The sequence below is a fragment of the Methylotuvimicrobium buryatense genome (genome assembly GCF_005931095.1).
Lineage (GTDB): Bacteria > Pseudomonadota > Gammaproteobacteria > Methylococcales > Methylomonadaceae > Methylotuvimicrobium > Methylotuvimicrobium buryatense.
This window is the reverse complement of sequence record NZ_CP035467.1, coordinates 159,434-175,057: the sequence shown is the minus strand read 5'-3', so window position 1 is coordinate 175,057 and position 15,624 is coordinate 159,434. Positions and strand designations below refer to the sequence as shown.

Annotated in this window: 14 protein-coding genes; 7 read left to right on the top strand and 7 right to left on the bottom strand. The window is 49.5% G+C overall.

The window, feature by feature from the left end; genetic code table 11:
* The first annotated feature begins 48 nt into the window (after nt 1-48).
* From trpE to EQU24_RS23420, 7 genes are all read left to right on the top strand, one after another.
* Nucleotides 49-1,536 carry an anthranilate synthase component I gene (trpE, locus tag EQU24_RS00845; RefSeq protein ID WP_017841327.1) on the top strand — a complete coding sequence of 496 codons (1,488 nt, stop codon included), beginning with the start codon at nt 49-51 and terminating at the stop codon, nt 1,534-1,536.
* On the top strand, nt 1,533-2,123 hold the full coding sequence (locus EQU24_RS00840; RefSeq protein WP_017841328.1) for an anthranilate synthase component II: 591 nt from the start codon (nt 1,533-1,535) through the stop codon (nt 2,121-2,123). The genes trpE and EQU24_RS00840 overlap by 4 nt, the downstream gene beginning before the upstream one ends.
* A gap of 88 nt (nt 2,124-2,211) precedes the next feature.
* On the top strand, nt 2,212-3,246 hold the full coding sequence (trpD, locus tag EQU24_RS00835; protein ID WP_017841329.1) for an anthranilate phosphoribosyltransferase: 1,035 nt from the start codon (nt 2,212-2,214) through the stop codon (nt 3,244-3,246).
* Nucleotides 3,243-4,046 (top strand): indole-3-glycerol phosphate synthase TrpC, encoded by an 804-nt coding sequence (gene trpC, locus EQU24_RS00830; protein WP_017841330.1) that lies wholly within the window; start codon nt 3,243-3,245, stop codon nt 4,044-4,046. The genes trpD and trpC overlap by 4 nt, the downstream gene beginning before the upstream one ends.
* A 54-nt stretch (nt 4,047-4,100) precedes the next feature.
* Entirely contained in the window at nt 4,101-5,204 is a 1,104-nt protein-coding gene (locus tag EQU24_RS00825; RefSeq protein WP_017841331.1) for an AAA family ATPase, read from the top strand.
* Complete coding sequence (locus tag EQU24_RS00820; protein WP_051056248.1) at nt 5,201-5,611, top strand: DUF4276 family protein; 411 nt, start codon at nt 5,201-5,203, stop codon at nt 5,609-5,611. The genes EQU24_RS00825 and EQU24_RS00820 overlap by 4 nt, the downstream gene beginning before the upstream one ends.
* Nucleotides 5,593-5,883 carry a DUF4276 family protein gene (locus EQU24_RS23420; RefSeq protein WP_412768462.1) on the top strand — a complete coding sequence of 97 codons (291 nt, stop codon included), beginning with the start codon at nt 5,593-5,595 and terminating at the stop codon, nt 5,881-5,883. Before EQU24_RS00820 ends, EQU24_RS23420 begins: the two co-directional genes overlap by 19 nt.
* A 295-nt stretch (nt 5,884-6,178) precedes the next feature.
* Here EQU24_RS23420 and EQU24_RS00805 read toward each other — a convergent pair whose 3' ends face one another.
* From EQU24_RS00805 to EQU24_RS00770, 7 genes are all read right to left on the bottom strand, one after another.
* Nucleotides 6,179-6,769: an SPOR domain-containing protein gene (locus tag EQU24_RS00805; protein WP_026130242.1), complete on the bottom strand. Its 591-nt coding sequence runs from the start codon at nt 6,767-6,769 to the stop codon at nt 6,179-6,181.
* 1 nt (nt 6,770) lies between these two features.
* Entirely contained in the window at nt 6,771-8,531 is a 1,761-nt protein-coding gene (gene argS, locus EQU24_RS00800; RefSeq protein ID WP_017841333.1) for an arginine--tRNA ligase, read from the bottom strand.
* Nucleotides 8,532-8,661: 130 nt separating this feature from the next.
* Nucleotides 8,662-10,866, bottom strand: a complete 2,205-nt coding sequence (locus tag EQU24_RS00795; protein WP_017841334.1) for a primosomal protein N' — start codon at nt 10,864-10,866, stop codon at nt 8,662-8,664.
* Nucleotides 10,867-11,307: 441 nt separating this feature from the next.
* The gene (locus tag EQU24_RS00790; RefSeq protein ID WP_026130243.1) at nt 11,308-12,105 is read right to left on the bottom strand and encodes a class I SAM-dependent methyltransferase; all 798 of its coding nucleotides are present in this window, start codon (nt 12,103-12,105) and stop codon (nt 11,308-11,310) included.
* Nucleotides 12,106-12,178: 73 nt separating this feature from the next.
* A complete protein-coding gene (locus EQU24_RS00785; RefSeq protein ID WP_017841336.1) occupies nt 12,179-12,715 on the bottom strand; it encodes a disulfide bond formation protein B in 537 nt (178 codons plus the stop codon).
* Between the two features lie 825 nt (nt 12,716-13,540).
* Nucleotides 13,541-14,257, bottom strand: a complete 717-nt coding sequence (locus EQU24_RS00775) for an SDR family oxidoreductase (protein ID WP_017841337.1) — start codon at nt 14,255-14,257, stop codon at nt 13,541-13,543.
* Nucleotides 14,245-15,237, bottom strand: coding sequence for an SPL family radical SAM protein (locus EQU24_RS00770; protein WP_017841338.1), 993 nt, complete (start codon nt 15,235-15,237; stop codon nt 14,245-14,247). The genes EQU24_RS00775 and EQU24_RS00770 overlap by 13 nt, the downstream gene beginning before the upstream one ends.
* Nucleotides 15,238-15,624 lie beyond the last annotated feature (387 nt).

Sequence of the window (15,624 nt, the reverse complement as noted above, 5' to 3'; positions counted from 1 at the left end):
TCGTTTTAAGACCCGTCCGTGCGTCATCAACTTATGCTGACAACCACAATGACACCCGAACAATTTAAACAGCATGCCCTGCAAGGCTTTAACCGAATTCCGATCAGCCGGGAAATTCTCGCAGATTTGGACACACCGCTCAGCGCTTACCTAAAACTGGCCGACGGTCCCTATTCGTATCTATTCGAATCCGTACACGGCGGCGAGCAGTGGGGCCGCTATTCGATTATCGGCCTGCCTTGTCGAACTGTCGTCAAAGTTATCGGCAATGACATCCGAGTTGAGCGAGACGGCGAAGCCATTGAAATACTGTCTCATGAAAACCCACTGGTCTGGATCGAAGCATTTAAAGATCGTTACAAAGTCCCCGATATCGAAGGGTCGCCACGCTTTAACGGCGGACTAGTCGGTTATTTCGGCTATGAAACCATCGGCTATATCGAACCTCGACTCAAGTCGACAAACAAACCGGACCCAATCGGCACGCCCGACATCTTACTAATGGTTTCCGAAGAAATACTGGTCTTCGATAATTTATCCGGAAAACTGCTGCTCTTGACTCATGCTGACCCTGAGCAAGACAATGCCTACCAAGACGCCGTAAATCGCCTGGACGATTTGGCAGTCCGGCTACGCGAACAAAAAGCGCGTTCCGAAACTCACAAGGCGCCGAAACAAGTCGAGGAATCGCATTTCGTTTCCGGCTTCACGCAACAAGGTTTCGAACAGGCCGTGTTGAAAGCGAAAGAATACATCGTCGACGGCGATATCATGCAAGTCGTGCTGTCGCAACGCTTGTCGATCCCGTATAGCGCCTCGCCGCTTAATTTATACCGCGCGTTGCGTTGTCTAAATCCTTCGCCGTACATGTATTTTCTAAATCTCGAGAATTTTCATATCGTCGGTTCGTCGCCCGAGATCCTGGTACGCCTGGAAGACGGCACGGTCACGGTTCGCCCGATCGCTGGAACCCGCCCGCGCGGCGCGACGCACGAGCAAGACCTTGACCTGGAAAGGGAACTGCTTGCCGACCCGAAAGAACTGGCAGAACATTTGATGTTGATTGATCTCGGCCGCAACGACGCCGGTCGCGTCTCGCGTACCGGCACCGTGCAACTTACCGACAAAATGATCGTCGAACGTTATTCGCATGTCATGCATATCGTCTCTAACGTCACCGGAGAATTGCAAGAAGGCAAAAACGCCTTCGATGTCTTGGCTGCGACATTTCCGGCCGGCACGGTCAGCGGCGCGCCGAAAATCCGCGCGATGGAAATCATCGATGAACTGGAACCGGTCAAGCGCGGCGTCTATTCGGGCGCGGTCGGTTATATCGCGTGGTCGGGCAATCTCGATACCGCGATTGCGATCCGCACCGCCGTGATCAAGGATAAAACCTTGCACATTCAAGCGGGTGCCGGCATCGTTTACGATTCGGTGCCGATTAACGAATGGGAAGAGACGATGAACAAAGGCCGGGCCGTATTCCGAGCCGTCAGCATGGCCGAGGCAGGCTTGGAAGGAGAACAATCATGAGCGCCGTCAAACTGGTTATGATCGATAATTACGACTCGTTCACTTATAACCTAGTGCAATATTTCGGCGAACTCGGCGCCGATGTAACGGTCGTACGCAACGACGAAGTCACCGTGACCGATATCGAACGCCTGGCGCCCGATAAAATCGTCATTTCACCGGGGCCTTGCACACCTAACGAGGCCGGAGTTTCGGTCGAAGCGATCTTAAGGTTCGCAGGCCGTTTTCCGATTCTAGGCGTGTGTCTCGGCCATCAAAGTATTGGACATGCTTTCGGAGGCAACATCATCCATGCCAAAAGCATTATGCATGGTAAAACCTCGCCGGTTTATCACAACGATGTTGGAGTATTCAAAGGACTGAACAACCCGTTTACCGCAACGCGCTATCATTCTCTGGTCATCGATCAAGCCACGTTGCCGGAGTGTCTTGAAATCACGGCGTGGACTCAGGACGAAACCGGCAATATCGAAGAAATCATGGGCGTCCGCCATAAAATATTTGATATCGAAGGCGTGCAGTTTCATCCGGAATCGATCTTGACTGAACACGGCCACGATCTGCTGCGAAACTTTTTGGACAGATAAAACAAAGCCCATCCCACGGTAAAATTCGCAAAATACGCGATTCATTGATCCGACTTCCAACTACCGACGAGAATATTAGCCAAACACTATGGATCTCAAACAAGCTCTGCAAACTCTCCTGACCAAGCATAATCTCAATCACGAGCAAATGCGCGACGTGATGCGCATTATTATGACCGGCGGTGCGACCGATGCACAAATTGCCGCATTCTTGATTGCCTTACGCTGCAAAGGAGAAACCATCGAGGAAATCGCCGCTGCTGTCGAAGTGATGCGAGAATTAGCCGACACCATCGAAATCTGCGGCGAGCATGTCGTGGACACCTGCGGCACAGGCGGTGATGGCGCAAACACATTCAATATTTCGACGGCCAGCGCTTTCGTCGTTGCGGCAGCCGGAGGCAAAGTCGCCAAACACGGCAATCGTTCAGTTTCCAGCCGCACCGGTAGTGCCGACGTGCTGGAAGCGGCCGGTGTCAACCTGGACTTAAGCCACGAACAAGTCATCCGCTGCGTCAATGAAGTCGGCGTCGGTTTTTTGTTCGCACCGAAACATCACGGCGCAATGAAATATTCGGTCGGTCCTCGCCAAGAAATGGGCGTACGGACACTATTCAACCTATTGGGCCCATTATCCAATCCGGCTAAGGCACCGAATCAATTGATCGGCGTCTATGCAAAGGAATGGGTTCGGCCGATGACCGAAGTACTAAAAAAACTCGGCAGCCACCATGTCATCGTGGTCAGCGCAGAAGACGGACTCGATGAAATCAGCATTGCCTCATCGACTTCGGTGGCGGAGTTGAAAAACGGCAACATCAATTGCTACACGATCACACCGGTCCAATTCGGTCTCAAACGAGGCAACCTGGAAGAGCTTGCGGTCGATAGTGCCGCAGAGAGCCTAGCTATGATTTATTCGGCACTCGACAATCAACCGGGACCTGCCAGAGACATCGTCGCGCTCAATGCCGGCGCGGCAATTTATGCGGCAGGCCTGACCGACAACTTACATTCCGGCGTGCATAAAGCTCAAATAGCCATTGAAAGTGGCATGGCAAAAGCGAAATTGAATACATTCATCGAATTTTCCAACGCGCTAACTTCAAGCGAATCATCATGACCGATACTCCCGATATTCTAAAAAAAATCCTTGATACCAAAGCCGACGAAATCGCACGCCGCAAGCTGAACACGACGGTCGACATGCTGCGTGAAATCGCCGCCGGCGTCGAAAGCCCGCGCGGATTCGCCGCCGCGCTACAGAGCAAGGTTGCCGGAAAAAAAACTGCGATCATCGCCGAAGTCAAAAAAGCCTCGCCGAGCAAAGGCGTGATCCGCGAAAACTTCGATCCGGTCGCGATCGGCCAAGATTATGCGATGAACGGCGCAACCTGCCTGTCGGTGCTGACCGATAAGGAATATTTCCAAGGCAGCGAAGTGTATCTGCAAATGGTCAGGGAACGCTGTCCGCTGCCCGTGCTGCGCAAGGATTTCATGATCGACCCTTACCAGGTCTTCGAAGCGCGCGCCTTAGGCGCCGATTGCATTTTGCTAATTGTCGCCGCGCTCGACGATGCGCAAATGCACGAATTAGCGAACACCGCGAAGGAATTGGGCATGGACGTCCTGGTCGAAGTACATGACGCAGATGAATTGCAACGCGCGCTAACACTCGACACGCCGCTGATCGGCATCAACAACCGTAACTTAAGAACCTTCGAAACCTCGCTGCAAACGACGCTAGCCTTGAAAGATCAAATCCCTGAGAACCGCATCATCATTACCGAAAGCGGCATTCACACGCCTGAAGACGTCAAGCTGATGACCGACAACGCTATCTATGCCTTCCTGGTCGGCGAAGCCTTCATGCGCGCGCCAAGCCCGGGCCAAAAAATGCGCGAATTGTTTGAATTGCCGTAGATTTGTTTTTCAAGCTCGAGGCCATACGAATTCTGGAAATATCAGACCATAAAAATGCCTAGGTTAGACAGCATTTCCATTAATGGTTACAAGTCGATCAAAAATTTAGATAATTTTAAACTGACTAACCTCAACATTTTATTGGGTGCGAATGGCGCGGGGAAAAGTAACTTTATTTCCGTATTCAAGTTTCTAGCAAATATGTATGAGCGGAATTTGCAGGATTATGTGCAAACCAACGGCGGCCCGGATGTGTTATTACATTACGGGCGAAAAAACACCAAAGTCATTCATATGGAATTTTATTTTGCACAAAACGGCTATGAATTCAGTTTAAAGCCTACTTTAGATAATCGGTTGATTTTTGCTTCCGAAATGCTTTGGTTCACTGATTACTATACAGGTCACGACGGCCATCCCCGTTATCCTTCATCGACAACCATCCAATCCGGAGGCAACGAAGCGTCGCTCAAAAATTCCTCACATAAGTTTGCGCAATATATCAAACCTGCCATCGCAAGCTGGCGGGTTTATCATTTTCATGATACCAGCGATACAGCAACGGTTAAACAGATTCATTCTGCGACGGACAATCTGAAACTCAAAACCGATGCAGCAAACTTGGCCGCTTTTTTAATGCGATTAAAACGCGTCTATCCTGAAAATTATCAGAAAATTGTCAGTACGATTCGGTTGGTTGCGCCATTTTTCGCCGATTTCGTACACCGAGAAGATGCCGATAATGTTCAACTTGAATGGTTCGAGCAAGGCAATCCCGATACGCCGTTTAAAGCGCATGTTTTATCGGACGGCACGTTGAGGTTCATCTGTTTAGCCACGCTGTTACTACAGCCATTTCGGTTGATGAGCGATACCGTATTGATCGACGAGCCGGAGCTAGGTTTACACCCCTATGCCCTTGCAATTCTCGCCGATTTAATCAAAAGGGCGTCCGAGCAAAAGCAACTCATCATTTCGACACAATCCGTCGAGCTGATTGAGCACTTTTCGGCTAACGACATCATCGTTGTAGACCGAGTAAACGACGCATCTACATTCAAACGCCTAAACGAAGAGAATCTAAAAGACTGGCTGGAAGATTATAGTCTTGGCGAATTATGGAAACAAAACATTATCGGCGGGAGACCGTCGCGATGAAACGAATGTATGTAGTTTGTGAAGGCCAAACCGAAGAAACCTTCGTTCGCGATGTGATCGCCCCGATTTTTGCTCACAGGCAAATCTATATAACTGCGCGCTTGATTTCAACATCAAAAGGTCATAAAGGCGGCGGGTTAAATTATCAACGCATCAAGAAATTTATCTTGAATTGCCTGAAAGAAGAAGCCGATACCATTATTACCACTTTTTTCGATTTATATGCGCTGGATAACGGCTTTCCATCTTACGAGGAAGGCCGGAAAATTAGCGATGTGCATCAAAGAGTCGCCCGGCTTGAGGATGCTTTTAAAGCCGATGTCATTAAGGAAAACGAACTCTATGCAGAGCGTTTTCCCACTGTATACAGCCTTATGAATTTGAAGGGTTGCTGTTTACCGACATAGCAAAGCTAATTGAATTAGAAACGTCTTGGGAAAAAGCCTTCAAAGAATTAAATGCCATCCGTGACTCGTTTAGTTCCCCTGAGCATATCAATGACGGTTATGAAACTAAACCTTCGGCTCGGATTAATGGAATTTTGCAAAAACCTTCATACCGTAAAATACGGCATGGCTCCTTAGCGATTAAAAATATCGGCATTGATAATTTGTGCGAACAGTGTACGCACTTTGCCGAGTGGTACCATAAATTAAATCAAATAAGATGTTCGGCCTAAATCCACTTCTTCAACCCAGTCGGTTTTATAATATACCTTTCGCACTTCAAATTTGGGCAGTGCCTGAGGAGGCGCCAGGGTGTGCGGCAAAGGCTTTGCCAGCATGGAGCTGGCATAGAGCCTACAGGGATGTATTCACGGCGTCCTTTGACGGACACCCTGGTGCCGAATTTTGATCTGCGATGGGTATAAACTAATGACCCAGGGCATACTTGTTAGATATGCCGGATTTTTTGGGAACAAACCAACTGAGCTGACAATCACCACGCCAATCCCCGATTTACTCCCACGCCAATCAATGACTGACTTCGGTCACCATCACATCAATACCATTTTCCTTAAGGCGGTTCTTAATGGTCGTGACGCTCGACATCTGCTCGTAAGGCCCCATTTTGACGCGGTTCCAAATCACATCGCCGACTTGGGCTTTCTCGACGCGGGATTCAATGCCCATTAGCGCCAACTTAGCACGCAGGCGGTCGGCATCGGCAAACTCTCTGAACGAACCGGCCTGCAGCAGGTATTGAGTCGCCTTAGCCTTGCCGACCCGTTCTTCGCGCACCCGGGTTTTGATCTCGTAATCGGGCACGACGACTTCTTTTTCCGGTAATATCGTATAAAAATCGAAACGCGGCTCGTCGATCGCTTCAGGCTTTGGCGATTTCGCCTTTGTTGATGTTTTGACTTGATCGGCGACTTGTTTAGGAAGCGTTTGTTTAGTCGAGCTCTTGTTTTCCGGAGTAGGCCCGCACCATTTTAGCAATAACACCGGAAATACCACGATCACGAGAACGAGCACCAACCAACTCCACCAGGTCGCTGGTACACCGGCTTTCGGTTTCGGCTGGGTCCTGTGTTGCCCCCTGTGTTTATAGTCTCTTGCCATATCACATCACTTCAGGCGCATTGATCTTCAACAACTCCAAGCCATTGGCCATGACTTGTTTTGCTGCGGAAATCAAGTTTAGCCGCGCGTTCCTCAATGCCGAGTCCTCGACTAGAAACTGATGGGCATTGTAATAAGTATGAAAATCGGTCGCCAAGTCGCGCAGATAATGAATCAACTGGTGCGGCTCGTAGTTTAGGGCGGAACGCTCCAGCACTTCGGGATAACGCGCCAAGGTGCCGATTAAATTTAGCTCGTGCTCTTCTTTCAGCAGCGCCAGATGCTTCATGCCGTCGAGCAAGTCGCGCGCCCAGTTTTTTTCGTCAAGCTGGCGAAATACACTGCAAATCCGCGCATAGGCGTATTGCACATAATAGACCGGGTTTTCGTTGGTTCGCGATGTCGCAAGCTTCAAATCGAAATCCATGTGCTGCTCTGAACGGCGCATGACATAGAAAAAACGCGCGGCATCTTTACCGACTTCGTTACGCAACTGTCTTAAGGTCACGAATTCGCCGGAACGTGTCGACATTTGCACTTTTTCTTCGCCACGGTACAACACCGCGAATTGCACCAACAATACCGTCAATTTCGATTCGTCGGCTCCGAGCGCCTGCATTGCGGCCTTGACCCTTGGGATGTAACCGTGATGGTCGGCCCCCCAAATGTTGATGATGCGGTCGTAACCCCGATGCAATTTGTTCATATGATAGGCGATATCGGAGGCAAAATAGGTGCCTTGACCGTTTTCGCGCACGACGACGCGGTCTTTTTCATCGCCCAAACGACTCGATGCAAACCAGGTCGCCCCGTCTTTTTCGTAAAGGTAACTGGCTTGTTGTAAACGGCTCAAAGCCTCGTCGACCGCACCGCTTTCCATCAGCATGCGCTCGGAAAACCATTCTTGATAATTCACGCCGAACTCGGCGAGGTCTTCTTTAATATCCTGCAAGATCGTTTTCAGACCGACTTGAAAGATGTCCTGATAAAGCCCTGAACCCAACAGGGTCTTGGCTCTTTCGATCAACGCATCGATATGCACTTCCTTGTCGCCGCCCTGCGGCTCATCTACCGGAATATTCTCGATCAGTAATTCGGCGGGTCTTCGATATTCGTTGCCTGAGGCTTTATGAATCTCGGCCGCGATTTCGCGAATATATTCGCCGCGGTAACCATTGACCGGGAACGGGATAATTTCGCCGCATTCTTCGAGATAACGCAGCCAGATACTGGTCGCTAAAATATCCATTTGCCGGCCGGCATCATTGACATAATATTCGCGGTGTACTTCAAAACCGGCCGCTTCCAGTAGGTCGGCAACCACCGAACCATAGGCCGCCCCGCGTCCGTGACCGACATGTAAGGGCCCGGTCGGATTGGCCGAAACGAATTCGACTTGAACCTTTTGTCCGGCACCGGCTCGGCTCAAGCCGAATTGCGAGCCATCGTCATGAATTTTTTGGATGATTTGATATTGCGCATTCGGGTCAATGAAAAAATTGATGAAACCGGGACCGGCGATCGCAACGCGCGCGACCGCGCTATCTACCGGCAATGCCGCGACGATTTTTTCGGCCAACGCTCGGGGATTAGACTTGGCGGGCTTTGCCAGCATCATGGCAATGTTGGTCGCAAAATCGCCATGCTGTGCATCACGGGCATGTTCTATCGTAAATTTAGGGCTTACGCCCCCATCCAGGATTCCGTCTTTTTTTAAGACATCAATGGCTTGCAGGATAAGGGCCTCTAATTTTTGTTTCATGACTTCCGCGAATTTAGGTGAAAAACAACTGGATATTATCCATGAAAGTTAACCGCTTATACAATGCGGATTTGTGTTGCAGCAATCCCCGGTTTGGGCGTTTTCGCTGTATTTGGACATGCCCGCGACGTTAATACAAATCCACCGGATCGACATCGAGCGACCAACGCACTTTTCGGGTTAATTTAAGTCCCGCTATAAGCGGCATTAGTTTATCCAGGAAGCGATGCAATTCGGGCCTAGTCGCGCTTTGTAGCAGCAACTGATAGCGATACCTTCCGGCGCGCCGGGACATTGGCGCCGGCACCGGACCCAACATCCGTACCGTTCGATTCGGTTCGACAGCTTGCATCAGTTGCTCGAAAAATTGCAGCGGCACGGCGGAATCGGTGGCTTCGACGCGTAACAACGCTTGAAAACTATAGGGCGGTAACTCGGCCAATCGTCGTTCGGCTAGTGCGGAACGGGCGAAGCGGCCATAGCCGTCCTTGATCAATATAGTCAACAACGGATGCTCGGGCTTTCGGGTCTGTAATATCACCCGCCCGGGTTTTTCCGCGCGCCCGGCGCGGCCCGATACCTGTACGATCATTTGCGCCAGTTTTTCCGAGGCATGAAAATCGATGCTGAACAGACCGCTGTCGACATCGAGCATCACGACCAAAGTTACATTCGGAAAATGATGGCCTTTCGCCAGCATCTGTGTGCCGAGAATAATATCGACGTCACCCCGATTAATACGTTCGAGGGCGTCTTCCAACACTCCTTTACGTTGAGTGGTATCACGATCCAAGCGAATGACGCTTCGCCCGGGAAACAGTTGCGCTAACGCTTTTTCGACCCGCTCGGTACCGAGGCCAAGCGGTGTCAATTGACCGGTCTCACACTCGGGACATTGCGGCAACAAGCGCTGTTCGCTACCGCAATGGTGGCAGCGCAACAGCGCTTCGTCGTAATGTACGACCATATTGGCTTCGCAGCGCCGGCACCGCGCCACCCAACCGCAACCGTGGCAGATCAACGTTGGGGCAAACCCTCGCCGGTTAAGGAACAATAATACCTGCTCATTTTTAGCCAGCGTCTTGTGCATTTCGGCGATCAACGGCTCCGACAAACCTTCCTGCATGCGTTTATTGCGAATATCCAAAAGCAACATTTTAGGCGGGGCGGCGTTACCGGCTCTTTCGGTCAAATGTAATAACCGATAGCGGCCTTGCTCGACATTATAAACGCTTTCCAAAGACGGCGTCGCCGTACCTAACAAGACGGGAACATTAAGCAGTTTGCCGCGCACTACTGCGACATCGCGCGCCGAAAACCGGAATCCCTCCTGTTGTTTGAATGATGCGTCATGTTCCTCATCGAGAATGATCAATCCCGGTCTTGCCAGCGGCGTGAATAATGCCGAGCGCGTACCAAGCATGATCGCATAATCGCCGCGTTGCATGCCGAGCCAAGCTTGTTGACGCTGTATATCGGTCAACTTGGAATGCGAAATCGTAATTGGCACGGCAAAACGCAGACGGAAGCGCTGCTCTAACTGCGGGGTCAACGTAATTTCGGGCAACAAAACCAACACTTGCAGCCCTCGTTCGAGTACCGAGCGGATCACCTGCATATAGACTTCGGTCTTGCCGCTGCCGGTCACGCCTTCCAATAAAAAGACTTCGAAGCGGCTCAAAGCGCTAACGACTTGTTCAATGGCTTCCTGCTGCAATGAATTCGGGTGCAGCTGCGGATTCAATATCAAATGAGTCGTGGCGTTGACGGCGACCCCTTCTAACCTGAGTAGCTGCTTGTCTTGCAGCGCTTTGGCTGCCGGTCGCCAATTTTCGATAATCGCATTCAAATGCGATGCCGGCACCGCGTCTCGCTGCGTTTGCAATTGATATAACAATTGTTGTTGTTTCGGTGCGCGCCTCAGTTGCTCAGGATTTAATAAACGGCCTTTTTCGGTCAATACATAAAATTTTTCTGCTTTAATCGTAGCCGGCTTACCTTGCCTGAGCGCAACAGGAAAAGCGGCACTAAATACTTCGCCCAGCGGATGATGGTAATAACGCGCGGCCCAATGCAACAGACTCAAGTCACGATCCGACAACAAAGGCCGTTCATCCAAGACGGCCTCAATCCGCTTGAGCTTAGCGCTAAGGATTTCGCTGTTTGAATCAATTCCAATCAAAAAAGCGGTTTTTTGGCCCTTGCCGAACGGTACTGTTAGCCTAATACCCGGCTTTAGGGTTTTCGGATCAAGATCCAACGGCGGTAAATAATCGAATAAACGATAAACCGGTACCGGAATCGCGACTTTGAGGATGTACAAATTGTTTCGCACTCACCGAGCCATTTCGTTTTTTATTGCCATGTGATTTAAGAGTTTATTAACCTAAATTTAGCAGTTTAACCATGAAGTTCATTAAGTATTTCAAGAGATTACCTAAACGTTGCAGCTAAGCTTTCGGGTGAGCGAAAATTGCACGCAAACGAATGACAAGTTATTAAATTAACTTCTTATTATTCATGACCTTCATGGTGAAATGCTTTTTCTAGGATTAAAGATATCCACATAATCTGTGGATAACTCTGTGCATATCCCGTTAATACTTGTCCTGAATAGCGGTTTTTATTCGATTTTTTAGGTTTGACCAATCATTAATCGGCTCGTCAATTATTAAAATATCAATGACTTGCTAATTAAGCATATCATTAGCAATACCGCCGAGAGCTGGGTTGATTAAATTTCTGAATTGTGTATAAAACTCGAAAACCGTTAATTTCACGGCTTGACAAACTTCAACGTCATACGGTCGCTTTCGCCGATCGCCAAATACTTGGCTCTGTCCTTCTCGTTCAAACGTAGTGTAGGCGGCAAAGTCCAGACGCCGGCCGGATGATCCCTAGAGTCTTTTAGATTGGCATTGATTTCGGAACGATCCAACAGTGTGAATCCGGCTTTTTCGGCCAATTCGATAACATGGCTCTCGTCGACATAGCCCGATTGCACTTGTATTTCGATAGCGGCACCAGGCAGGCTTCTATGCTCCACGACACCAAGGATTCCACCCGGTTTCAGCGCTTTGAACATCGCAGCGAATACCGCATCGGCTTGACCGGCCTTGATCCAGTTATGCACGTTCCGGAAGGTCAGCACGCGATCGGCAAAACCTTCAGGCGCTATCTCGACAGATTCGGGCGGTTGCAAAACAGTCAATTCAACCTTACCGTAGACCTCGGGCTGTTGCTTCATTTTCTCGACAAAAGCCTGTAATGTCATTTGAAAATAGGGAACTTTTGCATCTTTTGAGAAATGTGCGGCATAGAGCTTGCCATTATTTTTCAGATAAGGCGCCAAAATTTCGGTATACCAACCTGCGCCCGGCCAGATTTCGACAACAGTCATCGACTCGCCGACATCAAAAAACGACAAGGTCTGTTCGGGATGACGGTAAGCATCACGGGCTTTGTTTTCGGCCGAACGATGCGCCCCGTCGATCGCTTGCCTCAACGCCGACGTTTCGGCGGTCGCCGTAGCCGCGCACAAAACCAAACTGAGTAATACAATCACTTTTTTCATTACACTATCCCCATCTAAATCAACACCACAGGCTTGTCGGCCCGCAAAATCACTATAATCCAAGCCCATTCGTTTACCGCTCACGGCTCACTGAAATTATCCGCCATTCCCAAAACTGCACGAGACTCCAGGCAGCCAACATCAAAAAGGCAACCAACGTCCAGCCTGGCATGCTAATGCCGAACAGACTCCAATCGATTTCGGCACATTCACCTGTGCCGCTAAGCATCATTTTGATCGTATCAGTCAATGGAAAATTTTCGAAGACATACTCCAAGCCAGGCCCGCATTCAGGTACTTGGTCGGGCGGCAAATTTTGTATCCAGACATGACGCATCGAAATCGACGCGCCTGCCAATGCCACAATAGCACCGATGACTGCATAAACTCTTCTGCCGACTCCGTTCGGGTTATGTATCGCAGCAATCAAGAACACAACGCCGGTCGCCGCAATCGCGATGCGTTGAGAGATACACAACGGGCAAGGCTCGAGACCATCGACGAACTGAAAATACGCACCCATCGCCAATAAAAAAGCACAGCCGGCGGCGCCGAGAAAAAACCAAATGCGCGGCCGCGATGCGGCTTGCAAGAATAAGTCATGAATCATATCTTGATGCCTTGTTCATTGTTACTAAATTTTATTGAGGAAATCGGATTATACCGGTGGAACTGACGATCGTGGAGTGGGAATGGCTTTTAATCTCGCGCTGAAGCGCGGAGATTTTTTTCCGATCAGGCATCGACGTATGGATAAACCTAGATTCAACAATCAGTCCACGAAATACACAAAAGCAATCATATGGTTACAGAAATCCTTTGCGTGTACTGATGCTGCATAATGTTTATAGCTTGTTTATTATTACCATGAAGATGATGAAGGGGAGAGAATTGAGTGCTTTATGAACTGTCTCAATATCACAGATGAACTCAATACAGTAATACAGCGTTTTCTAATCAGCAATTCCCAGTTTGAGCAGTTTCGCCGATTTTAGGGTGTGGGGTATGCCTGTCGAGGAACGCCGTAAACCCATCCATGGGGGCTTGGCGGCAGCTCGAAAGCCACGGATGGCGTGAATGCGGATTTTGCATGGAGCAAAAATCTGCCCCTGCTGCCGACATCCTCGCCAAGCATACCCCACACCCTTTTTGATCTCCAAATTGGGAATTGCTGGTTTTCTAATCCAGTTAATGATTAAAAAATATCAAAACAATAGCGGGACTGGAGTGCTCTTCATGGTAAGAATATACCTTTCGCACTTCAAATTTCGGCAGTGCCTTAGGAGGCGCCGGAGTGCTCGGCAAAGGCTTTGCCAGCATGGAGCTGGCATAGAAGCCTACTGGACGTATTCACGGCGTCCTTTGACGGACACCCCGGCGCCGAAATTTGACCAACAAAGGGTATAAAATGCTTTTTATCAAAATAATGAATCATTCACGATTTTTTGAATTTAACCACTTTATTCAGCGGGCTTAAGTTAATTTCATCGACGACGATGTTAGCATTCGAATGCAGAATATACAGCACCGCATCGGCAACATCTTCGGGCTCGATAGCTTGTCCGGCCTCGCCGCCGGGCCCAAAGGACAAGTTCTCGAAAAACGGCGTATTGACCATGCCCGGATTGATCAGCGCAATCCTAACACGGCTTTTCGAACATTCCTCGCGTAACGCCTGAGTAAATCCGCGCACGGCGAATTTACTCGCGCAGTATACCGCGCCTTTGCGGCTTCCCTTGAGCGCCGCTTCCGAGCCGATAAAAATCAGATCGCCCCTCGCTTGTTTTTTTAAACCCGGCAATAATGCGCGCGTCAAAAACGCTTGCCCGGTAAAATTGACCGTCATCAATGATTCGATCGCGGCAAACGAAAACTCCTCCAACGAACCGAAGCGGCCCGCACCGGCACAAAAAACCGCTGCATCGATTTCAGGATGATGCTTGCTCAACTGGGCCGCTTGGTCTGCCAAACCCGTCAAATGACTCAAATCCATTTGCACCGCCGTAAAATTCGACATCGACGATTGAAAACGATCGGCATCACGCGATACGCCAAGCACATGATGACCTTCGCCCAATAATTTTCTAGCCACCGCTCGTCCGATTCCGGAACTGGCACCAGTTACCAGAATCGTTCTTTTCACAAACGACATGGAAAAAATTTATCCTCGGGTATGTAGGCCGATAACTGCTCGCTACAAAAGTCCATCATCTCCTGTTCTAAATCCTGGCGATAAGACACCATGCCCTGCTGATTGACCAAGGGTCCCGCGAAAAGTTTTTCTTCCGGATACAGTTTATGCATTTTTTTGTAATTGTTCTCCGGCAATCGAAAAACGCCTAAGCTAACCGAATGCAAGTTCTCAGGATCAATGCGCTTGAAAACCTGTTCGAACAATTGCCGGTAATGCCGCCGGAAATCGTCGGTATAGATCAAAGGATCGAAACGTAAGCCCAACGGCCAACCTTGTGCTTGTAGTTTGCCCATCGCCTCGATCCGTTTTGCCACGGACGGTGCGCCTGCCTCAACCTTATCCGCAATCGCTTCCGGCGATAAACTGAAGGCGACGATGCAGCGCGCTAAAGGCTCTCGGTCTAATAGGCCCCTAACCTGTGTACTTTTTGTTCTCAACTCCAGCCAGGCATTGTCCAGACCGGCAAAAACCGGTAGAAATTCTTCGACAAAACCGGTAACCGGTTCCAGCGCCAAGCTGTCGCAATCGTAACCCGAAAAAAAATAAAACCGCTCATCCGGATTTTCTGTGCAAATTTGCTTGATCTCACTCTGGAAATCCTCGTAATTGACAAACAAGACATAATGAGCCGACTGATACATTCCCTGTAAAAAACAATAGCGGCAATCATACAGGCAATTGAGCATGTGCGAAAAATAATAATTTTTTCCGGCGCCTATGCCGTAACCGGCCGGGGCTTCCAATACAAACCGCCGATACTTTTCAGCCAAAATCAGTGCCGGCTGCTGTTTTTGCAAGCGGAAGTTTTGCGCCTTCGGATTGAATACCTCACCGAAACGTGCGCAGCTGATCGTTTGCGCCTTAGGAAATCGTGCGCGTATTGCTTCGACACGCGGGTGCTGGCGAATCGATTCTTCGATGTAGAGAGTTTGTATCATTACCAGAGTTTAACGCAAACCATAAAATCATGTCAGCGCTTTGATACACGACAGCAATTCACAATTAGAGGTTAAAAAAGGGTGTGGAGCACAGGGTAAACGCATTAAAATAATTAACATATCAATATGTTATCCTGTTGCTTAGAACGCTTAGTCAATTCGGTTTAACTTATGGTGCCCCTCCCTGGGCCCCGTTAGGCCGCGCCGAGCACTGGCGATTTTGCCGAGAATAGCCCGTTAGGGGAGCGGCAGGGATGCCGCTCGTTTTCGGAGGGCTAAGGATTGCCCTTCCGAAAACCCTCGGCAAAATCGTCAGCGCGCAGGATGCAGCGGCCTCCGGGTGTCTTTTCTTTTGGATACTTTTCTTTGGACAAGCAAAGAAAAGTA

Bases quoted from the DNA above. Each gene is read 5' to 3' on its own strand.
- trpD (WP_017841329.1), top strand. From the start codon at position 2,212: ATGGATCTCAAACAAGCTCTGCAAACTCTCCTGACCAAGCATAATCTC.
- EQU24_RS00805 (WP_026130242.1), bottom strand. From the start codon at position 6,769: ATGGCAAGAGACTATAAACACAGGGGGCAACACAGGACCCAGCCGAAA.
- EQU24_RS00790 (WP_026130243.1), bottom strand. From the start codon at position 12,105: ATGAAAAAAGTGATTGTATTACTCAGTTTGGTTTTGTGCGCGGCTACG.
- EQU24_RS00775 (WP_017841337.1), bottom strand. From the start codon at position 14,257: ATGTCGTTTGTGAAAAGAACGATTCTGGTAACTGGTGCCAGTTCCGGA.
- EQU24_RS00770 (WP_017841338.1), bottom strand. From the start codon at position 15,237: ATGATACAAACTCTCTACATCGAAGAATCGATTCGCCAGCACCCGCGT.
- trpC (WP_017841330.1), top strand. From the start codon at position 3,243: ATGACCGATACTCCCGATATTCTAAAAAAAATCCTTGATACCAAAGCC.
- EQU24_RS00820 (WP_051056248.1), top strand. From the start codon at position 5,201: ATGAAACGAATGTATGTAGTTTGTGAAGGCCAAACCGAAGAAACCTTC.
- argS (WP_017841333.1), bottom strand. From the start codon at position 8,531: ATGAAACAAAAATTAGAGGCCCTTATCCTGCAAGCCATTGATGTCTTA.
- EQU24_RS00840 (WP_017841328.1), top strand. From the start codon at position 1,533: ATGAGCGCCGTCAAACTGGTTATGATCGATAATTACGACTCGTTCACT.
- EQU24_RS00825 (WP_017841331.1), top strand. From the start codon at position 4,101: ATGCCTAGGTTAGACAGCATTTCCATTAATGGTTACAAGTCGATCAAA.
- EQU24_RS00785 (WP_017841336.1), bottom strand. From the start codon at position 12,715: ATGATTCATGACTTATTCTTGCAAGCCGCATCGCGGCCGCGCATTTGG.
- trpE (WP_017841327.1), top strand. From the start codon at position 49: ATGACACCCGAACAATTTAAACAGCATGCCCTGCAAGGCTTTAACCGA.